The organism is Thiomicrospira aerophila AL3 (assembly GCF_000227665.2).
Lineage (GTDB): Bacteria > Pseudomonadota > Gammaproteobacteria > Thiomicrospirales > Thiomicrospiraceae > Thiomicrospira > Thiomicrospira aerophila.
On record NZ_CP007030.1, the window covers coordinates 1291015 to 1311444 of the forward strand.

At 44.4% G+C, this 20430-nt stretch carries 22 protein-coding genes; 4 read left to right on the forward strand and 18 right to left on the reverse strand.

The features are described 5' to 3' along the window. Nucleotides 1–49 precede the first annotated feature (49 nt). The 13 genes from THIAE_RS06280 to leuC are packed head-to-tail and all read right to left on the reverse strand — an operon-like array spanning nt 50 to nt 11790. Nucleotides 50–619, reverse strand: a complete 570-nt coding sequence (locus THIAE_RS06280; protein ID WP_006459436.1) for an SPOR domain-containing protein — start codon at nt 617–619, stop codon at nt 50–52. Beyond that, complete coding sequence (locus THIAE_RS06285) at nt 612–1946, reverse strand: bifunctional folylpolyglutamate synthase/dihydrofolate synthase (RefSeq protein WP_006459437.1); 1335 nt, start codon at nt 1944–1946, stop codon at nt 612–614. Before THIAE_RS06285 ends, THIAE_RS06280 begins: the two co-directional genes overlap by 8 nt. Nucleotides 1947–1949: 3 nt before the next feature. Continuing rightward, nucleotides 1950–2801: an acetyl-CoA carboxylase, carboxyltransferase subunit beta gene (gene accD / locus THIAE_RS06290; RefSeq protein ID WP_006459438.1), complete on the reverse strand. Its 852-nt coding sequence runs from the start codon at nt 2799–2801 to the stop codon at nt 1950–1952. Further along, nucleotides 2798–3625 carry a tryptophan synthase subunit alpha gene (gene trpA, locus THIAE_RS06295; RefSeq protein WP_006459439.1) on the reverse strand — a complete coding sequence of 276 codons (828 nt, stop codon included), beginning with the start codon at nt 3623–3625 and terminating at the stop codon, nt 2798–2800. The genes accD and trpA overlap by 4 nt, the downstream gene beginning before the upstream one ends. 10 nt (nt 3626–3635) lie before the next feature. Next, the gene (gene trpB / locus THIAE_RS06300; protein ID WP_006459440.1) at nt 3636–4859 is read right to left on the reverse strand and encodes a tryptophan synthase subunit beta; all 1224 of its coding nucleotides are present in this window, start codon (nt 4857–4859) and stop codon (nt 3636–3638) included. A 9-nt stretch (nt 4860–4868) separates the two neighbouring features. Beyond that, nucleotides 4869–5498, reverse strand: coding sequence for a phosphoribosylanthranilate isomerase (locus tag THIAE_RS06305; protein ID WP_006459441.1), 630 nt, complete (start codon nt 5496–5498; stop codon nt 4869–4871). After that, entirely contained in the window at nt 5492–6274 is a 783-nt protein-coding gene (truA, locus tag THIAE_RS06310; protein ID WP_006459442.1) for a tRNA pseudouridine(38-40) synthase TruA, read from the reverse strand. The genes THIAE_RS06305 and truA overlap by 7 nt, the downstream gene beginning before the upstream one ends. Then, a complete protein-coding gene (locus tag THIAE_RS06315; RefSeq protein WP_006459443.1) occupies nt 6274–7293 on the reverse strand; it encodes an aspartate-semialdehyde dehydrogenase in 1020 nt (339 codons plus the stop codon). The genes truA and THIAE_RS06315 overlap by 1 nt, the downstream gene beginning before the upstream one ends. Further along, nucleotides 7290–7628 (reverse strand): polymer-forming cytoskeletal protein, encoded by a 339-nt coding sequence (locus THIAE_RS06320; RefSeq protein WP_051418492.1) that lies wholly within the window; start codon nt 7626–7628, stop codon nt 7290–7292. Before THIAE_RS06320 ends, THIAE_RS06315 begins: the two co-directional genes overlap by 4 nt. Nucleotides 7629–7633: 5 nt before the next feature. Further along, entirely contained in the window at nt 7634–8599 is a 966-nt protein-coding gene (locus THIAE_RS06325; RefSeq protein WP_006459445.1) for a M23 family metallopeptidase, read from the reverse strand. A gap of 9 nt (nt 8600–8608) precedes the next feature. After that, complete coding sequence (gene leuB, locus THIAE_RS06330) at nt 8609–9682, reverse strand: 3-isopropylmalate dehydrogenase (protein ID WP_006459446.1); 1074 nt, start codon at nt 9680–9682, stop codon at nt 8609–8611. A gap of 21 nt (nt 9683–9703) precedes the next feature. Then, nucleotides 9704–10363, reverse strand: a complete 660-nt coding sequence (gene leuD, locus THIAE_RS06335) for a 3-isopropylmalate dehydratase small subunit (protein WP_006459447.1) — start codon at nt 10361–10363, stop codon at nt 9704–9706. An 11-nt stretch (nt 10364–10374) separates the two neighbouring features. Next, a complete protein-coding gene (gene leuC / locus THIAE_RS06340) occupies nt 10375–11790 on the reverse strand; it encodes a 3-isopropylmalate dehydratase large subunit (protein ID WP_006459448.1) in 1416 nt (471 codons plus the stop codon). A gap of 139 nt (nt 11791–11929) precedes the next feature. On the opposite strand from leuC, the gene queE reads away from it, so the two are divergent. Further along, nucleotides 11930–12568 (forward strand): 7-carboxy-7-deazaguanine synthase, encoded by a 639-nt coding sequence (queE, locus tag THIAE_RS06345; RefSeq protein WP_006459449.1) that lies wholly within the window; start codon nt 11930–11932, stop codon nt 12566–12568. Nucleotides 12569–12617: 49 nt separating this feature from the next. Next, on the forward strand, nt 12618–13211 hold the full coding sequence (locus tag THIAE_RS06350) for a class I SAM-dependent methyltransferase (protein WP_006459450.1): 594 nt from the start codon (nt 12618–12620) through the stop codon (nt 13209–13211). 25 nt (nt 13212–13236) lie between these two features. Here the strand turns inward: THIAE_RS06350 and parC are convergent, their stop codons facing one another. Next, a complete protein-coding gene (parC, locus tag THIAE_RS06355) occupies nt 13237–15465 on the reverse strand; it encodes a DNA topoisomerase IV subunit A (protein ID WP_006459451.1) in 2229 nt (742 codons plus the stop codon). Between the two features lie 5 nt (nt 15466–15470). After that, entirely contained in the window at nt 15471–15752 is a 282-nt protein-coding gene (locus THIAE_RS06360; RefSeq protein ID WP_006459452.1) for a heavy-metal-associated domain-containing protein, read from the reverse strand. 185 nt (nt 15753–15937) lie between these two features. Here THIAE_RS06360 and THIAE_RS06365 point away from each other — a divergent pair, with 185 nt between their 5' ends. Further along, nucleotides 15938–16519, forward strand: a complete 582-nt coding sequence (locus tag THIAE_RS06365) for a response regulator (protein WP_006459453.1) — start codon at nt 15938–15940, stop codon at nt 16517–16519. 45 nt (nt 16520–16564) lie between these two features. On the opposite strand, the gene THIAE_RS06370 is transcribed toward THIAE_RS06365, so the two are convergent. The 3 genes from THIAE_RS06370 to ectA form a co-directional block, all read right to left on the reverse strand. Beyond that, complete coding sequence (locus THIAE_RS06370; protein ID WP_006459454.1) at nt 16565–16957, reverse strand: ectoine synthase; 393 nt, start codon at nt 16955–16957, stop codon at nt 16565–16567. A gap of 25 nt (nt 16958–16982) precedes the next feature. Next, the gene (gene ectB, locus THIAE_RS06375; protein WP_006459455.1) at nt 16983–18269 is read right to left on the reverse strand and encodes a diaminobutyrate--2-oxoglutarate transaminase; all 1287 of its coding nucleotides are present in this window, start codon (nt 18267–18269) and stop codon (nt 16983–16985) included. A 69-nt stretch (nt 18270–18338) separates the two neighbouring features. Next, nucleotides 18339–18821: a diaminobutyrate acetyltransferase gene (gene ectA, locus THIAE_RS06380; protein WP_041483056.1), complete on the reverse strand. Its 483-nt coding sequence runs from the start codon at nt 18819–18821 to the stop codon at nt 18339–18341. Between the two features lie 331 nt (nt 18822–19152). Between ectA and hemA the strand changes: the two genes are divergently transcribed. Then, entirely contained in the window at nt 19153–20430 is a 1278-nt protein-coding gene (gene hemA, locus THIAE_RS06385; RefSeq protein ID WP_006459457.1) for a glutamyl-tRNA reductase, read from the forward strand.

A 20430-nucleotide genomic window follows, 5' to 3' on the forward strand; every position in this document is an offset into this window, starting at 1 on the left:
GAAGGTTAAAATTATGGCAAGCATTTTACCTGATTATACTCGCGCTGCCTTACTGATTTGTTCGATCGAGAATGATAGATTCTACACGCAGCTCGACATCTAAAATCGCCTTAACCCGCTCTGCTTGTGCACGCGTATCATAAGGACCCACTCTCACCGTATAAAAACGACCTGACGATGTCGTAAAGCTGCCGATCGAAACAGGATAGTGAGGTTTAAGTCGTTGCTCTAACCTCAATGCACTGTCTGGATTTTGATAACTGATTAAGCGTACATAAAAACCAGGTTGAGTAATTTCAGCAACAACAGGCTCAGCCAATTGTGCTGAAGCAGACCCAGACGTATTAGCTGGGCGGCTTACTTGCGGTCTTGGCGTTGCTGCAGTCGAACTTTCTACTGCTGTTGAAGGTTCTGACTGAACAGCGATTTCGGATGCCAATGGCTTACTCACCAAACGATCAAAATCTATGTCATCAAGATTATCAACAGCCGCTTTCGTGCCCGAAAATACCAGTTTAGGATAATCTACTGGGTTGGCATACCATTGCGGCACCAGCCAAATCAGTGCTCCAAGCCATATCACCGCACCGGTTAAACGATTTTTAGTTAGCTTATCCATCCTGTTCAAGCTCCGTCAAAATCGCGCCTACGGTAATAAAGGATCCAAACACCAAAACACGCGCTGACCCAGAAAACTTTGCAGCATCAACCGCTGCCGAAGCATTCTGGACTACCTGGCCTATAGGTGATAAGGAAGTTTTATCAGTCGATGTCACTTCGTCAAGAAATTGCTGCATAATCTTGGGGTCCAGCGCGCGAGGCTGTGGTCGCAAATCTAACAAAATCCATTGATCTATATGAGGTGCCATTCTAGCCATCATGCCTTTGACATCTTTATCTGCCAAGGCAGCGAAAATAGCAATAGGTTTTGATTGGTGTACAGAATTTTGTTGCCCAACCCACAATGCAAGCTGCTCGGCCGATTGCGGGTTATGGGCAACATCCAACAACCAGGTCTGGTGTTGCACTTGCAAAGACTGCAGACGGCCTGGGTGACGAACGGCTTGTAAACCTACTTCAATAGCAGGCCTGCTTACTGCAAAATCAGACTGATTAGCCAACCATGCTAATACGCCAGCTGCATTCTGTAGTTGAAAATCACCCAAAAGGGCCGGCATAGGCAAAGATAGCTCTTCAGGCTGGTCGTTATATTTAAAACACCAGACCCCAGCCCCTTGCTGGTAGGTAAAGTCTTTGCCTAAACATTTTAACGAAACCTGTAGATTGTTAGCATGGTCGAGCAAACGCTTCGGCGGCATCGAATCAGAACACACACACAACCGACCAGGTCGCATTACCCCGGCCTTTTCATAACCAATATCTTCGCGATTATTGCCCAGATACTCCTGATGATCTAAATCAATCGCCGTGATGATGCAACTCGAATTTTCTACCGCATTAACCGCGTCTAAACGCCCACCTAAACCTACTTCCAGTATCACTAAATCAAGTGGCTGCTGTTGAAAAAACCAAATAGCCGCAAGGGTAGTAAATTCAAAAAAGCTAAGTGAAATATTGCCACGCGCCTCTTCAACAGCGATAAATGCGGCAATCCAGTCTTGGTCGCTCAATGACTGACCATTGATTTGCGCTCGCTCATTGAAACGGACCAAATGAGGTGAGGTGTAGCAGCCAACATGATATCCAGCCGCCTGCATAATCGCACTTAACATAGCTACACTGGAACCTTTACCATTGGTTCCAGCCACTACTACACGCTGCATCCCAGGTTTAATTTGAACGATATCTAGATTATGCGCAACTTGACCAACACGGGCTAACCCCATATCGATAGCTTTAGTGTGCAGCTGCATCAAATAATCCAACCAATCCGCTAAGGAGGATTGAGAGTTAGGTAAAGCAGGGGTAGCTGTAAGCGCCATCATAACTTAACGATCAAGAAGCATTCTAGCTTGAGATGCAATTGTTTTAGCCAATTTGTGGCGATGCACAATTTGATCTATGGCACCATGCTCCAATAAAAACTCACTGCGCTGAAACCCCTCTGGCAAGGTCTCACGAACCGTTTGTTCAATCACGCGAGGACCTGCAAAGCCGATTAATGCTTTAGGTTCACCAATATTGATATCACCCAGCATCGCAAAACTGGCCGACACCCCACCCATGGTTGGATCCGTTAATACAGAGAAATAAGGCAACCTTTCTTCACGCAGCTTACCCAATGCAGCACTGGTTTTAGCCATTTGCATCAAGGAGAATAAGGCTTCTTGCATACGGGCACCCCCACTGGCAGAAAAACAAACCAGGGGCGCACGACGCGTAATCGCTTCCTCAACGGCCAGAACAAACTTGTGCCCCACGACAGAACCCATTGAGCCGCCCATAAACTGAAACTCAAACGAGGCCGCTACCACTTCTAGCCCATCAATCTGTCCAACCTGAACAATTAACGCATCTTTCTCTCCGGTGGTTTTTTGCGCCTGAACATAGCGATCTTTATATTTTTTTTGATCCTTAAACTTAAGCGCATCTACCGGACCAATCTGGCCACCTATCTCAGTGATTGGGCTATTCTCATCAAAAAAATAGGTCAAGCGTTTACGACCGGAAACCCGCATATGATGGTCACACTTTGGACAAACTTGTTGATTACGCTCGACTTCGCTGCGATATAGCACACTTTCGCACTTGGGACATTTGACCCATAGCCCTTCAGGTACTGATTTTTTTCGCTCAGTAACCTGCTTGATACTAGGTAGAATTTTTTCAAACCAACTCATAGCGCCTCTCCCTTATCGGCAGCATCAATAGCCGAGCGAAACTCGACCATCTTGGGTGTAAGTGCCGCCATAATAGTTGCGATGTCGGCATGTTGGTGTTGCTCAATAAGGCTCACCAACGCTGAACCTATAATAACACCCTCGCCATGTTGTGCCATTTTGTAAGCCGCTTGGCCATCTCGCACGCCAAAACCGATTCCGACCGGTAAGTCAATCACCTCTTTGAGTGCATTAACATGACTGGCCACATCGCCCACATCAGCCTGCCCCACACCGGTCACACCCTTCAGCGAAACATAATAGACAAAACCTTTACCCTGTTGAGCAATCGCACCTAGCCTTGATGCAGGCGTAGTGGGTGATACCAAGAAAATACATGCTAAACCATGAGATGCAAGGGTTTGATGATATCCAACACTTTCCTCTGGTGGCATATCAACGGTTAACACGCCATCTAAACCCGCTGCAACAGCCGATTTAGCAAACTCTTCTTCACCCATCGCTTCAATTGGATTTAAATAGCCCATTAAAAGCACAGGCGTTTGTTGGTCTTGTTCACGAAACTTGGCCACCATCGCCAACACATTACGCAAAGAAACACGATGCGCCAACGCTCTTTCGACAGCTTTTTGAATCGTCGGACCATCGGCCAAAGGATCAGAAAATGGGACACCTAATTCCAATAAGTCAGCGCCCTGAGCCACCAAGTGATGCATAAGTGTAACCGTCATGTCAGGATGAGGATCACCTGCTGTCAAATACGGAATAAGCGCTGTTTTTTGTTGTGCTTGCAGAGACGCAAAGCGTGCTTCAATTCGATTCACAAACAATCCTTTAAAATTCAAAACCTTCAAGTTTGGCAATAGTATTCATATCCTTATCACCGCGGCCAGATAAATTAATAATAATGCGTTGCGTTTTGGGCAAAGTCGGCGCCAATTTCATCGCGTAAGCTAATGCATGACTCGTTTCCAATGCCGAGATGATCCCTTCCATTCTAGTGACATCACGCCAACCTGCCATCGCTTCATCGTCTGTGGCGGCCACAAATTCAGCTCGACCAATATCTTTTAACCAAGCCAACTCTGGCCCCACACCTGGGTAATCAAGACCTGCAGAAATCGAATGCGTACCCATAATCTGCCCTGCTTCATCCTGCATTAAGTAGGTACGGTTACCATGAAGCACACCAGGTGTCCCTTTGCAAAGTGGTGCAGCATGACGCCCCGTTTCAAGACCATCACCGCCTGCTTCAACACCAATAATACGTACCGATTCGTCAGCTAAAAAAGCATGAAACAGCCCCATGGCATTAGAACCACCGCCGACACAAGCCATAACAATGTCAGGCAATACCCCTTCTTGATCAAGCATTTGTTGACGTGCTTCTTGACCAATAATCGCTTGAAAATCTCTGACCATCATAGGATAGGGATGAGGGCCGGCTACGGTACCAATAATGTAAAAGGTATTATCAACATTGGTCACCCAATCACGCATCGCTTCATTAAGCGCATCTTTTAACGTACGCGTACCAGATTCAACCGGGACAACTGTTGCACCTAACATTTTCATGCGTGCCACATTAGGCGCTTGGCGAACAACGTCATCAGCACCCATATAGACCACACATTCTAACCCCAGCCTGGCTGCAACAGTGGCACTCGCAACACCATGCTGCCCCGCACCTGTTTCGGCAATAATACGTGTTTTACCAAGACGCTTAGCTAATAACGCCTGTCCAATAGTGTTGTTGATTTTATGTGCACCGGTGTGGTTTAGATCTTCTCGCTTTAAATAAATTTGCGCGCCACCCAAATGTTCAGACCAACGTTTGGCATGATAAAGTGGTGTTGGTCTACCTATGTAGTTTTGATAATCATTTAAAAGCTCAGCTTTAAATACTGGGTCATCTTTAACCGCTGCATATTGATCACGCAAAGCCTCCAGTGGCGCCATTAGAGTTTCCGGCGCAAAAATTCCACCATAGGGACCAAAATGACCATGGCTATCTGGATACTGTGAAAAATCAACTTTCTGTTCACTCAACTTGCTCACCTACCACTCCTAAACGATTATTTGTTTGATAAATTGTTGCATTTTTTCGGCTGATTTTACACCTTTACTCACCTCAATACCGCCACTGACATCGACACCATAGACGCCAGTTTGCTGACAAGCTTTTTTAACATTACCTGCATCTAAACCGCCCGCCAAAATGATCGGCTGGCTCACTTGTTTGCTGTCTGGCAACCAATCCCAGTTAAATGTTTCACCGGTACCCCCTGGAACACCGGGTTTATAGGTATCTAGTAACCACCCACGTGCGTCGTCATACTCGCTATTCAATGCATCCCAATCCATCTGTTGGTGCATAGCTAACGCTTTAATATAAGGGCGGTTAAACTGACGACAAAAATCACCTGACTCTTCACCATGAAACTGCAACAAGTCAACAGGTAATTGAGTGATAACGTCTTCAACATCATTTGCATCAGGATTTACAAACAGTGCAGTCGTGGTGACAAATGCAGGCAAACCAGCCATTACCTTTTTAGCCTGGTCTATGGTCACCGCTCTAGGACTGGGTGAATAAAAAACCAAGCCTATTGCATCAACGCCAAGCTTTGCAGCAAACAAAGCATCCTCAGCACGCGTAATACCGCAAAACTTAACTCTTGTACGTTGATTTACCATAACACCTCATTAACCGGTAATTGCGGCAAAGAAAAAGATTCAGCATAAAATGCTTTAACAAAATAAAGACCTTCAGCCGGTGCGGTAGCATAAGCAAGCGTGCGATCTTGCATGGCCAACAACTCACCCGCCCAATCAGCCGGTTTTTCACCTCGCCCAATCTGCATTAGGGTGCCCGCAATATTTCTAACCATGTGATGAACAAAAGCGTTCGCTTTGATATCTAGGTGAACAAAATCACCATAACGACTTACATTCAAGAGTTGTAACTCACGTCGACCATGTTGTGCTTGGCACTGTGCAGCTCGAAAGGAACTAAAATCTTGCTCACCCAATAAAGCCTGACCAGCACAATGCATCATATGCTCATCTAATCTGTGACGCTCCCAATGGACTCGGCCGTGTAATAATGCACTGGGCTGCTGGCGATTATAAATAACATAACGATACTGGCGCGCCTGTGCACTAAAACGAGCATGAAAACCCTGATCCACTTGGTGGGCCCATACCACACGGATATCTCGCGGAAGTTGCGTATTGACTCCTTGAACCCATGCCGATGTGGGACGGGATTTGTCAGTATCAAAATGTACCACCTGTCCAAAACCGTGAACACCGGCATCTGTTCGGCCTGCACAATGCACCTCAATCGAAGACTGAGCAATGTAACTCAGTGCTTGTTCAAGCCGACCTTGAACTGAATCACAATGCGCTTGACGCTGCCATCCACAATAAGCAGTACCGACATACTCAACGCCCAAAGCCCATCGCAACATTACAGGTAGTGCGCAATCAATAATTCAGCAATCTGAACGGTATTAGTCGCAGCACCCTTACGGACATTATCTGCCACTACCCAAAGGTTGATGCCATTTTCACAAGAAATATCTTCACGAATACGCCCAACATACACAGGGTTGGTGTCAGCCGCATCAGATACAGCCGTTGGATACCCGCCATCTTTGCGCTCATCAATAACAACCACACCCTCAGTTTTGCTCAACAAATCACGAACTTGTGCAGCCGTTATTTTGGCCTTTGTCTCAATGTGCACCGCTTCACTATGACCATAAAACACAGGAACACGAACAGCAGTTGGATTCAACAGCACTGAATCATCACCTAAAATTTTCTTCGTTTCCCAAACCATTTTCATTTCTTCTTTGGTATAACCGTTATCCATAAACACGTCAATTTGTGGAATACAATTAAACGCAATTTGTTTTGGATAGACTTCAGGCGTAATGGGCTTTAGGTTAAGCAAATTAGCTGTTTGAGTGGCCAATTCTTCGATTGCCTCTTTACCTGTACCAGAAACCGCTTGATAGGTTGCAACATTAATACGTTTGATGCCCACTGCATCATAAATCGGTTTCAAGGCGACAAGCATTTGAATAGTTGAACAGTTTGGGTTGGCAATAATGCCTCGTGTTTTATAGCCCGCAACGGCATCCGGGTTGACCTCAGGTACCACAAGCGGAACATCATCGTCGTAGCGAAACTGCGAGGTGTTATCAACCACAACACAACCAGCAGCCGCGGCTTTTGGCGCATAAACTGCTGAAATACTTGCTCCGGGTGAAAATAAGCCTATCTGAACTTTACTAAAATCAAATGTTTCCAAGTCTTCAACAACATGCCATTGACCCTTGAATTCAATTCGCTTACCGGCCGATCGTGCACTAGCCAATAAATAAAGCTCACCCACTGGGAAATTTCGCTCTTCTAAAACTTTTAAAATAGTTTCACCAACAGCACCAGTCGCACCCACGACAGCAATATCATATTTTTTCATTTTGAATCCTTTTCATCAATTAATTCTGGTTTGGGGCCACTACCGAGCAACATAGGCTCTTGGTTAGCTTCAAGATGATCCACACCATGGCTGTTGCCATAGAAACGCCCGCCTTTCTCAATAATTAAGTCGCCACTCAATAAATCACCATATAACTGACCTTGACTTAGTATCTCAACTTCCTTTGCGTTCACGGAACCTTTTAATACACCACTGATATAGACCTTTTGGGCATTAATCTGTCCAGTTACACTACCAGAGACACCGATGATAACGTCATTTTGACTATGAATCTGCCCCTCAACCAACCCATCAATCAACAGCGGCCCCGTCAATTCAACTAGTTCACCGCAGACTCTGACCCCTTCTGCGATAATAGTCTTTCCATTTTTTGAACCTGTTGATGAACGGCTTGAACTAAAGATCCCCATGGTACTCCCTCAACTTGCTCAAAAATATCTTCATAATTTTCTAAATTCCACCGCACAAATGGCGCTGGATCGAGTTTTCTTTGTATAAATGTAACTTCATAATGCAAATGCGGGCCTGTCGATACACCTGTATTACCAATGCCACCTATTAATTCGCCACTACGCACATACTGTCCTGGTCGAACTTGCATAGAGTCTAGATGCGCATAGTAAGTTCTAAAACCAAAAGCATGACTCAAAATAATTAAATTACCATAGCCACTACCTTTGCTATATCCAGCAAACTCAACAATGCCATCTGCAGTTGCAATCACCCCATCACCTCGGTTGCCTCGATAATCGATACCAGAGTGGAACTCACGCGTTCCTCTTACAGGATGACTTCGCCAACCATACCCGCTCGAAACACCTTGAAAATCGGCTACTGGACGACCTGTAGGTAAAGCTTGCAACAAAAACTGCTTTTCTAATGCACTGAGCTGAAGCAACTTAACACGTTCTTCAATATCAAAAACATCTTGCTCAGATTGTGTACCCACTAAATCCTCTAAACTTCGCAAGGTTTCATCTAAAAACACGACTTGTCGTTCAGTAGCATCAAGCTGATCTAATACATAATTTTTTTCTGCAATAATACGATCACGCTGAACTTGATACTGTTCAATCCTAGCTAAAAATGCTGACTCTGACTGATATTGTCTATACTTTAATTGCTCGTATTGATCATAGGTCCATATAAAGCTCATCATCACGACCACTGCAAGCGTTAAACCTAAAACAAAAATCAGCAATACAAACTTTTTCAGAAATGCAGATATAGAGTAGTGTTTAGCTCCCCTAATATCTGAAATAGTAATGCTGATCCGGTTTTTCATAAATCAGACTTAAAGTTGTGCAACCACAGCATCACCCATTTGCGAGGTTGATACACGCGTCATCCCTTCCGAGAAAATGTCACCCGTTCGCAAGCCTTGATCCAACACTGCACTCACAGCTTGCTCAACTTTAACTGCCAAATCTTCTCGCCCAAGACTGTAACGCAGCATCATGGCCGCCGATAAGATCGTTGCTAAAGGGTTAGCAAGATTTTGGCCAGCAATATCAGGCGCCGAACCATGGCTTGGTTCATACATCCCTTTGTTATGTGCATCTAATGAAGCAGAGGGTAACATACCAATCGAACCGGTTAGCATCGAAGCTTCATCTGATAAAATATCACCAAACATATTACCGGTTACAATGACGTCAAACTGCTTTGGATTACGCACTAACTGCATGGCTGCATTATCAACGTACATGTGGCTTAATTGAACCTCAGGATACTCCTTCGCAAGATCAGTCATCACTTCACGCCACAGCTCGGTCACTTCTAAAACATTCGCTTTATCTACTGAACAGACCTTCTTATTGCGCTTCATTGCAGCTTGGAAGGCAACATGACCTATACGCTTAATTTCTGTCTCAGAATACACATAAGTGTTATACCCCTGACGCTCACCGTTTTCTAGCGTGCGAATGCCTCGTGGCTGACCAAAGTAAATACCCCCGGTCAGTTCACGCACAATTAGAATATCTAGCCCGCTGACCACCTCAGGTTTCAGCGTAGAAGCATTGGCGAGTTGTGGGTATAGCATCGCCGGACGTAAGTTCGCAAACAGCTTTAAATTTGAACGAATACCAAGCAAGCCTTTTTCTGGACGCACTGAGATATCAAGGGACTCCCACTGATACCCCCCCACTGCACCTAATAAGATGGCATCTGCTGCCAAAGCCGCTTTTAAAGTCTCATCAGGTAGAGGGTGACCATGCACATCATAAGCAGCACCACCAACCAGCCCTTCAGTCATATTGATATCAAGGTTGTACTTGGTATTTAGTACATCAAGCACCTTAACTGCTTGTGCGACGATTTCAGGACCGATTCCATCACCTGGCAACAATAAAACCTGCTTTGTCATATAAACCTCTAAAATTATAAATTAAGATAAATTGGGCGTTACAAATAGCCACGGAGCTTGTTGCTGACGCTTAGCTTCATAGGCTGCAATATCATCGCGATGGACTAGGGTCAATCCAATATCATCAAGGCCGTTTAATAAGCAATGCTTGCGAAAGCTATCTACCTCAAATGAAATCTGTTGACCGCTTGGCGTCGTAATGGTTTGACTCGCCAAATCAACTTCTAGCATGTAACCCTCCTGCTCCGACACCTCATTAAATAAGTGTTCAACTAACTCATCACCTAAGGTAATCGGCAGGATGCCATTTTTAAAACTATTATTAAAGAAAATGTCAGCAAAGCTGGGAGCAATAATGACATCAAAACCATAGTCTTTTAACGCCCAAGGTGCATGTTCACGACTCGAGCCACAACCGAAGTTTTCTCTCGCCAGTAAAATTTTTGCACCTTTATAGCGTGGTTGATTTAATACAAACTCCGGATTGAGCGGACGCGCGGAACAGTCTTGCTCAGGTTGCCCCACATCCAAATAACGCCATTCATCAAATAGATTAGGACCAAATCCACTTCGTTTGATCGACTTTAAAAACTGCTTAGGGATAATCGCATCTGTATCAACGTTGGCACGATCTAAGGGCGCTACGATAGCTTTTAATTGGGTAAACTGGGTTAAACTCATCACTACTTCTCCTAGACCATTTCTCGAATATCAACAAAACGACCCGCAATAGCCGCCGCTGCTGCCATGCTAGGGCTGACCAGGTGGGTTCGCCCACCGGCACCTTGCCGACCTTCGAAGTTACGGTTAGAGGTTGATGCGCAATGTTTTTGAGCCGGCAAACGATCCGCGTTCATCGCTAAGCACATTGAGCAACCAGGATTTCGCCATTCAAACCCAGCTTCGATAAAAACCTTATCCAGCCCTTCCTGCTCAGCTTGTTGCTTAACCAGGCCTGACCCTGGCACAACCAACGCTTGCTCAATACTTGCCGCTACTTTTTTACCTTTCACCACATTTGCGGCAGCACGCAGGTCTTCAATTCGGGAATTGGTACAAGAGCCAATGAAAACATAATCCAGCTGGATATCTTTAATAGCCATATTAGCCTTCAGACCCATGTAATCAAGCGCACGACGAATACTATTTGCTTTGACTGGATCAGCTTCCAACGCAGGATCAGGTACTTTATCATTCACACCCACAACCATTTCTGGCGAGGTACCCCATGAAACTTGTGGCTGAATAGTCGAACCTTCAAGGACCACAGTCTTATCGAAATGCGCACCTTCATCTGAATGCAATGTTTGCCAGTGCGCAACCGCCGCTTCCCATTGCGCCCCCGTAGGCGCAAACGGACGACCTTTCACGTATTCAATCGTTTTTTCGTCAACAGCTACCAGGCCTGCTCGCGCGCCGGCTTCAATCGACATGTTGCAAACGCTCATACGCCCTTCAATTGACATGTCACGGAATACTTGGCCACCAAACTCAATGGTATAACCCGTGCCACCAGCGGTACCAATTTCACCGATAATAGCTAATACCACATCTTTTGGCCCAACGCCAGGTTGCAACTGACCATCAACACGGATCAACATATTTTTGTTTTTCTTTTGAATCAGACACTGAGTTGCTAAGACATGCTCTACTTCAGAGGTACCAATACCATGTGCCAATGCACCTAATGCACCATGTGTTGAAGTGTGAGAATCGCCACAAACAATCGTCATACCAGGCAGGGTGGCACCGTTTTCTGGTCCAACCACATGCACAATACCTTGACGGATGTGCCCCATACCAAACTCAGTAATGCCAAACTCTTGCGTATTACGATGCAATGTTTGCACTTGAATGCGGGAAATAGGATCAACAATACCTTCTGCGCCCCCTTCAACAGGAGTGGTTGGGACGTTATGATCCGCGGTGGCTAGATTCGCACTGATGCGCCAAGGAGTGCGCCCTGCAATACGCAAACCCTCAAAGGCTTGCGGAGAGGTGACCTCATGCAACAATTGACGATCAATATAAATTAATGCAGTACCATCCTCTTCTTGACGGACAACATGTTCGTCCCACAACTTATCATAAAGCGTTTTTGCAGACATGACCTTTCCTACTCATCTTGACTTTTGCGATCTAACGCCGCGTTGAATACAGCTAAAAATTAACTATTTATTATAACATTTTGTGATTTCAGCAAAAGATTAAAATATAATCCAAAGCCTTAATACCTAGGTTGACACCATGAGTTATCAGATTAAAGAAGCATTTTACACTTTACAGGGCGAGGGTTTTCACACCGGGAGACCGGCTATATTTTGCCGATTCACCCAATGCAATTTATGGACTGGCCGAGAATCAGACCGCGCCCAAGCTGTGTGCCAATTTTGTGACACCGATTTCATAGGTACAGATGGTCAAAATGGCGGCCGATTTGAAAGCGCTGCCAGCCTTGTAGAACATCTACTAACATTGTGGCCCAGTTCTTCTGCAACTGATCCATTTGTAGTTCTAACCGGCGGTGAACCCCTTTTACAAGTCGATCAAACACTTGTTGATGCTTTTCATGACTTTAAATTTGAAATAGCACTTGAAACCAACGGCACCAAATACCCCCCAAAAGGCATTGACTGGGTTTGTGTGAGCCCAAAAGCCAATGCACCCTGGCTTCTCACCAAGGGAGATGAGTTAAAACTCGTGTTCCCACAACCTCAACTCATGCCAGATCAAATTGCGCATATGGACCAATTCAAATATTGTTACTTACAACCAATGGACGGCGAAAATGCCAGCAGCAACATTCAGCGAGCTGTTACATATTGCCTAACACATCCACAGTGGCGCCTAAGCTTACAAACTCATAAAATTTTAGGCATTGACTAGACTTTGATCAAATACCCACTCAATTAGCTTTAAAAAGGAGCAATCTTTAATGGATTGGAATGAAAAATATCAAGGACCAGACTACTTTTATGGCACCGAGCCAAATGATTTTTTACGAGCCCAAGCTGCAAACTGGCCATCACCAAAAAAAATTCTGTGTATTGCTGAAGGCGAAGGACGCAACGCTGCATTTCTAGCCTCGCTAGGTCACAAAGTGAAAGCGATTGATAGCTCAAGCGTTGCACGAGATAAAGCCCTTGCCTTAGCAAAATCCAAAAACCTAGAAATTGACTATGAACTAGCCGACCTAAAAGAGTTTGACTTTGGTCAGGAAACCTGGGATGTCGTTGTGAGCATTTTTTGCCACCTGCCCAATAAGCTGCGTCAACAGGTTCACCAAGGCGTTGAGGCAGGCCTGGTTAAAGGTGGCATTTTTTTACTCGAAGCTTACACACCCGAACAACTTAACTTTGGAACCGGCGGCCCAAAAGACCTTAACCTACTTTACAGACTTGACGACCTAAATAACGACTTCAAACAAATAGCCTGGCAAGAACAGCAACAAATTGTCCGATTAATCAACGAGGGTATCGGTCATAGCGGCCAAAGCAGCGTAGTACAACTTGTTGGTTCTAAACACTAAACTTAAGCCAAGACATTTCATTCAATCAAGTCAGCACTTTAATCACAGCCACTTCTTTCAAAGTACGTGGCAGACTGAGGCCTCTACCTGCGCGCTTACTATACGCCTCTTCTAGCTGACTTGAACCAAACGTCTTACTATAATCCTTAGTCATTAAAGACAACTTGCTGCCTTGTTCAAATATCGTAGCTGCAACCAAGCTTTGATCTTTAGCTAACTGTATCAACTTATTACCTTTACCTTTATTTAATCTTGGCAGTGCATCCTCATCAAACACCAGCAGCCTTGGTTCATCCGAGACCACTGCAACACGTCCGCCTTCGCAAACTTTAACTGCCGCAACAAGCGCATCCTTTTCAGCAAGGTTAAAAATCAACTTACCAGACTTTGTTTTAGACAGCAGTTGCTCAAACGGCACCACGAATCCATAACCATTCGATGCTGCAAGAAAGATTTCGTCACTCGATTCGGCGACCACCATGGCCACTATCCTAGCATTCGCAGGCAAACTAAAACGCCCACTTAACGGCTCGCCATGACTTCTGGCAGAAGGTAAGGTGTGGCAAGCCGCCGCATAGGCACGCCCTGTTGAATCAAAAAACACCACGCTTTGACGCGAATTGGCATGACATTGCATTAAAAAAGCATCACCAGACTTATAAGCTAGGCTTTCGCCCTCGATGTCATAACCTTTTGCAGCGCGTATCCAGCCATTAACAGATAGCACCAGGGTAAGCGACTCAGAAGGCAGCAAATCCTGTTCGCTAAGCGCTGTTGCAATCGTGGCCGCGCGCAATGGCGAACGCCGTTCATCACCATGCTGCCTAGCATCCGCTTGTAACTCTTTTTTCAATAAAGACTTAAGCCGCTTATCACTCGCTAAGACCCCTTGTAATTGATCACGCTCAGCGGCTAACTCGGCTTGCTCTCCGGTAATCTTAATCTCTTCTAACTTAGCCAAATGACGCAACTTCAACTCAAGGATGGCTTCAGCTTGGAGATCAGTTAAACTAAACCTTGTCATCAGCTCTGTTTTAGGTTGATCATATTCACGAATAATCGCAATCACTTCATCAATATTTAAAAATGCTATTAACAAGCCATCAAGAATATGTAAACGCGCTAAGATTTTATCTAATCGAAATTGAAGACGGCGACGCAAAGTTGTTGTGCGATAAGCCAACCACTCTGTCAACATGCCACGAAGCGTTTTAACTTGGGGACGACCATTCAATCCGATCACATTTAAATTGACACGATAGGACCTTTCTAAGTCTGTAGTGGCGCACAAATGCAAAAACAAACCTTCAACATCCACACGCTTCGAACGCAGCTCAACAACCAATCGAGTCGGGGATTCATGATCTGACTCATCGCGCAAATCAACAATCATAGGCAGTTTTTTGGCACGCATCTGATTCGCGATCTGCTCTAATACCTTTGCACCTGAAACCTGAAATGGTAGCGCATCAATGACTAAATTTACCTCATCTTCAACAAGATAATTAGCCCGCTGACGTAACGAACCCTGTCCTTGCAAATAAATCTGCGCAATATCTTCAGCGGGGGTAATGATGTGAGCCGCGTTAGGGTAATCGGGACCCGGTATCAGCTTAAATAAATCTTCATCAGGTAGATCAGCATTGTCGAGTAATGCGATGCACCCAGCCACTAATTCATGAAGGTTATGAGGCGGAATATCTGTTGCCATACCCACCGCGATGCCCGAGGTGCCATTTAATAAAATATGCGGAACTCGTGCTGGAAGAACGAGCGGTTCATCGAGCGTACCATCAAAATTTGCTACCCAATCTACCGTTCCTTGTCCTAACTCGCTCAATAACAGGTCCGAAAAAGCAGAAAGTTTTGACTCGGTGTAACGCATAGCCGCGAATGACTTAGGATCGTCAATTGAACCCCAGTTACCCTGCCCGTCCACCAGAGGATAGCGAAATGAAAAGTCCTGCGCCATGAGCACCATTGCTTCATAACATGCACTATCACCATGTGGATGAAATTTACCCAACACATCACCCACCGTCCTGGCGGATTTTTTATATTTTGCTGTTGATTTAAGTCCTAATTCGGACATAGCATAAATAATACGACGTTGAACAGGTTTCAAACCATCACATATACTGGGTAACGCCCGGTCCAAGATGACATACATGGCATAATCAAGATAGGCTTTTTCAGTAAAGTAGGCGACACTTTGCTGCTCAATACCTTCATAGTTGATTGTTTGCTGAGTCACCTAGTCTACTCCCTTGTCATTTTGCCAATTGCGCAACTTACAAACGACCTGGCTTTCGCACCTGCAGCCGCAACCCCTTCAATAGTTCCCGTTTCCGGATAACCTAATGAAGCAAGCTGGCTCTTAACTAATACGATGATCGATTCATCTTTTACTTCCAAACTCACCATACCCTGCTCAACATCAATATCAACTTGCTCGACGCCTGGCAAGCTCATTAACTTCTTTGTAATCTGATTTGCGCAACCGCCACACTTAATATTTTCGACCAAAATAGCACTTAACATAGACACCTCTGATACATAAAAAATTAGCTTATATGTTAAAAACTAACTACTCATATTAAAACACTTCACCTAGTCAAAAATCGCTCAATATTGATTATTTTTAAACCCCAATTTACATTTACATGGTAATATATGTTTAAAATGAATTTTACATTATAAATTCGAATAATCGAGGTATATTATCCATGGCAACCAAAAACTCAAAATATGTAACAACAACAGAAGCTTGTGAGCTGATTGGCGTGTCAAAGACCGTCATTAAGCGACTTGCTGACGAAGGCGTGTTACAAATCTGGAAAACACCCGGTGGACACCGTCGCCTCCTCCGGAGCTCCGTTGATGAATACATTATGAAAAATGGTCGTGAACGGGCTAATGAGGATGATGGTGTACTAAAAGTGTTAGTGGTTGATGATGACAAGATTTCGATTGATTTAATTAAATCAATTGCAAACGCCATCGGTTTTCCAATGAAAGTCTTAACCGCAAATGATGGTTACGAAGGCTTAATCAATGCGGGGCGCTACAAACCTGAAATTATCTTTTCGGACCTTAATATGCCACAAATGGATGGATACAGCATGGTTCAAGCGATGCGAAATTTTGAAACCACCAAAAACTCAACTATTATTGTTCTAACAGCTTATAAGCCTGAAGAAATTGATCGAGAAAAATTGCCTGCAAATATCACGGTTATGCACAAACCCGTGCAGCCTGACATTTTAAAACAGTTCTTAACCTATGAATACAATTTGAAAAAAAGCTAGTAGAAAGCCCTAATAAGGGCTTTCTACTACATAGGGTTAATTGATTTAGGCCTGCAACAACGGATATACTCCATTTTCGTCATGCACTTCACGGCCTGTTATCGGGGGATTAAACACACAAATCATTCTCATGTCTTCAGAAGCGCTAAGATAGTGACGTTCATGACCATTTAAGGCATAAAGTACACCGTCCTCTAACTGCGTGGTTACACCCGTTTCAAGGTCTTCAATTTCACCTTTACCGGCAACACAATAAACCGCTTCTAAATGGTTGGCATAATGAATATAGGTTTTAGTGCCAGCAAATATAGTTGTGTCATGCATCGAAAAACCCATACCATCTTTCGCTAACAGCAGCCGTCTACTCACCCAATTACCATTGTCGGCCTTTACATCACGCTCTGTACCTATAACTTCGTTCAAACGTCTGAATATCACAACATTACTCCTCATCTCTATCTGTTTATGCACTTAAAGGCGCTTTACCCGCTTGCTGATATTGTTCAACTGCGGCAGCCATAGCATCATCCAGAATCTCAAAACCTTCCTCGAGTTCTGTTTCACTGATCACCAGCGGGCCTAGAAACTTCAAGACCTGATCACTTGCTCCAGCCGTTTCCATCATTAAACCGCGCTCGAATGCTTGTTTAGACACCTCGTTACAGAATCCCTCAACAAGCGACTCCAATCCCCAAATCATGCCCAAACCGCGCACATCCGAAATCCATCCTGGATATCTTGCCTGGAGACGTCTAAACGCCTGCTCAACTTGCTCACCTTTCGCACGAATCGAACGACTAAAATCATCATTGCGCCATAGCTCTAAAGCCGCTGAACCTGCGACAAACGCATAACTATTGCCTCGGAATGTACCGGTATGCTCACCAGGCGACCACACATCAACATCCGGCTTCATTAACACGATCGACATCGGCATACCCGTACCCACCGACTTAGATAGCGTAATGATGTCAGGTTGGATATTCGCGCGTTCAAACGAGAAGAAATCTCCCGTACGACCGTTACCCACTTGAATCTCATCCATAATAAGTAGAATATCCATTTCTTTGCAAAGCTCAGACAGTTTTTGTAACCACGCTACACTGGCAACATTAATACCGCCTTCTCCTTGAATGGACTCGACAATCACTGCTGCAGGCAAATCATAACCGGAACTGCCATCAGCCAAATAATGACGCAACATATCGACACTATCCATGTCATGGTCAAAATAATTATCGTATGGCATCTTGTTCACATTGCGCGGCACGCCGTAATAGTCATCGTGATAAAACTCGTTGCCTGTTACAGCAAGCGCCCCCAAACTATGCCCATGGTATGCATTGGTGAAGGCGATCACATTAGAGCGCTGCTTCATTTTACGGGCGAGCTTCAGTGCAGTTTCAACCCCATTTGCACCAGTTGGGCCAACAAATTGGATCTTATAGTCCATATGTCGAGGGGCTAAAATAATCGACTGGAAAGCAGAGATAAAATCGTGCTTAGCGACGGTCGCTTTATCAAGCGCATTGGTAATACCATTACGCTGGATGTAGTTAATCAGCGCTTGATTGATAAGCGGATGGTTATGACCATAATTTAAAGAGCCCGCTCCACCAAAAAAGTCGATATAACGCTTACCCTCTATATCTACAATAGTGGCACTAGTAGCCGTATCAAAAATAGCCGGAAATGAGCGAATATAGCCGCGTACGTTTGACTCATGCTGTTCAAATAATGAAATATCCATAGTTGTTCTCTTTATTAAAATTAAAAATTGTTTAGCTTTTACTAACCCACATGGGTTTAGCGATGTGATTTAAGTAGGTAGATCAATCATCACATAAGGCTCATCGTCATGAGACTTGCCTAGGTGTGTCGATGCAAGAAAAGGTTTTATCCGAACTTGTCCGCCTAGTTCGCTCGCAAAGCTTTTGAATAACGCATTCGAAGCGATATTATTGGGGGATATAGTGCACACTACTTGATTTACAGTTGAAAACCAGGCCTGCTTAGTAAAATGTTTTAACATCTGCTTTGCCAAACCATGGCCGCGCGCGCGCTCAGCAACGGCAATTTGCCAAATAAACAAGGTGGTAGGCTGTTCGGGTAGACGATATGCCGTAACAAAACCCAGTGCTTGGCCTTGATCGTCAACCGCAATAGCGCAGGTTTGAGAAAAGTGCTCTGCAAGTAGAAAATATAGATAATCAGAATTGACATCAAGCGTACCGGAAGCTTTGACTAGCTTAGTAATGGCTTGTCCGTCGCTTAGAGTGGTAGGTCTAATCGTAATGTTCATAAACATTTACGTTTTAACGACACATCGAACTAATTCAGATGTGGACCGGAAAAAAACGCCTCCTTTATTAAGTGAGTTAGGGTTAGAGTCTAAATGTTGATTTTTAGTTACTTTTCTACCCTAACACAAAAAAAGCGATAATTGCAACTTCTCAAGCCACCTTCATCCGCCTCGCTTGATAAGCCCTTTTTTAGCACATAGCTTGTAAAGCCCTATCGAATAAGGAAGTATCGCCAGCATAGATTTGCATGATAAAGCCATGGGTTTATTTTGAGAAAATTTCAAAAATCGGCTAAAATCACGGTTTTATTTAAAATGAATAGCACACTGCATGAACCTATTTGCATTAGGCGTGAACCATGAAACGGCACCCGTAGAGATTCGAGAAAAGGTCTCATTTTCGGCCGATAAGGTCTTTAACGCCTTGCAAGAGTTAAAACAACGCGGCTTAGTTGCTGAAAGTGTTATTTTATCTACCTGTAATCGCACTGAAATTTACTTTACAGTTGAACATCCGGCAGCAGAGCCAGTGGTGAATTGGTTGCATGAGTTTTTTGCCTTGCAATCAAACCAACTCTCCCCTTTCCTGTATCTACACCGAGACCTAGCGGCTGTACAGCATATTATGCGGGTCGCAAGTGGACTTAACTCATTGGTGTTAGGTGAGCCACAAATTTTTGGTCAACTCAAAGATGCCTACAATCTCGCCCACAAGTCTTCAAGCATTCATCACACCCTTGGCAACCTGTTCCAAGCGGTTTTTCGTGCCACCAAACAAGTCAGAACAGACACCGCCATCGGCAATAGTCCTGTTTCAGTGGCCTTTGCCGCGGTATCTCTAGCGAAACAATTTTTTGGTGAACTGTCACAACAAACCGCACTACTTGTTGGTGCTGGCGAAACCATTGAACTGGTAGCAAGGCACTTACATGAGTCGAATGTTCGACGCATTGTGATTGCAAACCGAACCTTTAGTAAAGCGCACACCCTTGCTGAAAGTTTAAATGGTTATGCCATCGAGCTTAATGAGCTTGATGGTCATTTACATGAAGCTGACATTATTATTGCTTCAACGGGTAGCCCATCAACCCTAGTTAGCTATGACAGCATTGCAAAAGCACTGAAAAAACGCCGTAACCGCCCAATGTTTATGGTTGATATCGCTGTCCCACGTGACATAGATAGTCGCGTCAATCAATTTGACGACGTGTACCTTTACACCGTTGATGACTTAACCGATATTATTGAGCAGAATAAGCGCTCCAGAAAAGATGCTGCGGCTGAAGCTGAAGATATTATTCAACTACATGCCGAACGGTTTATGTGTCAACAACAGGCTATTCGCTGTGTAAACCCACTGATTCGTAGCTATCGCATGCAGGCTGATGCTTTTAAAAACAAACTGCTTAATCAGGCATTACACGAACTCGATTTGGGCCATAATCCTGAAAAAGTGCTGCATAAGTTTGCACATCAATTAACTAATAAACTCACCCATCAGCCTAGTTATCAACTGCACAAAGCAGGCGAAATGGGTGATCAAGATATTATCGACTATGCTGAAAGACTGTTAATAGATGAGGCACGTGTTGATAAATCAACAGATTAA

Coding starts and splice junctions, on each gene's coding strand:
- THIAE_RS06280 (WP_006459436.1), bottom strand. CDS start 619: ATGGATAAGCTAACTAAAAATCGTTTAACCGGTGCGGTGATATGGCTT.
- THIAE_RS06285 (WP_006459437.1), bottom strand. CDS start 1,946: ATGATGGCGCTTACAGCTACCCCTGCTTTACCTAACTCTCAATCCTCC.
- accD (WP_006459438.1), bottom strand. CDS start 2,801: ATGAGTTGGTTTGAAAAAATTCTACCTAGTATCAAGCAGGTTACTGAG.
- THIAE_RS06305 (WP_006459441.1), bottom strand. CDS start 5,498: ATGGTAAATCAACGTACAAGAGTTAAGTTTTGCGGTATTACGCGTGCT.
- truA (WP_006459442.1), bottom strand. CDS start 6,274: ATGTTGCGATGGGCTTTGGGCGTTGAGTATGTCGGTACTGCTTATTGT.
- THIAE_RS06315 (WP_006459443.1), bottom strand. CDS start 7,293: ATGAAAAAATATGATATTGCTGTCGTGGGTGCGACTGGTGCTGTTGGT.
- THIAE_RS06325 (WP_006459445.1), bottom strand. CDS start 8,599: ATGAAAAACCGGATCAGCATTACTATTTCAGATATTAGGGGAGCTAAA.
- leuB (WP_006459446.1), bottom strand. CDS start 9,682: ATGACAAAGCAGGTTTTATTGTTGCCAGGTGATGGAATCGGTCCTGAA.
- leuD (WP_006459447.1), bottom strand. CDS start 10,363: ATGAGTTTAACCCAGTTTACCCAATTAAAAGCTATCGTAGCGCCCTTA.
- leuC (WP_006459448.1), bottom strand. CDS start 11,790: ATGTCTGCAAAAACGCTTTATGATAAGTTGTGGGACGAACATGTTGTC.
- queE (WP_006459449.1), top strand. CDS start 11,930: ATGAGTTATCAGATTAAAGAAGCATTTTACACTTTACAGGGCGAGGGT.
- THIAE_RS06350 (WP_006459450.1), top strand. CDS start 12,618: ATGGATTGGAATGAAAAATATCAAGGACCAGACTACTTTTATGGCACC.
- THIAE_RS06360 (WP_006459452.1), bottom strand. CDS start 15,752: ATGTTAAGTGCTATTTTGGTCGAAAATATTAAGTGTGGCGGTTGCGCA.
- THIAE_RS06365 (WP_006459453.1), top strand. CDS start 15,938: ATGGCAACCAAAAACTCAAAATATGTAACAACAACAGAAGCTTGTGAG.
- ectB (WP_006459455.1), bottom strand. CDS start 18,269: ATGGATATTTCATTATTTGAACAGCATGAGTCAAACGTACGCGGCTAT.
- ectA (WP_041483056.1), bottom strand. CDS start 18,821: ATGAACATTACGATTAGACCTACCACTCTAAGCGACGGACAAGCCATT.
- hemA (WP_006459457.1), top strand. CDS start 19,153: ATGAACCTATTTGCATTAGGCGTGAACCATGAAACGGCACCCGTAGAG.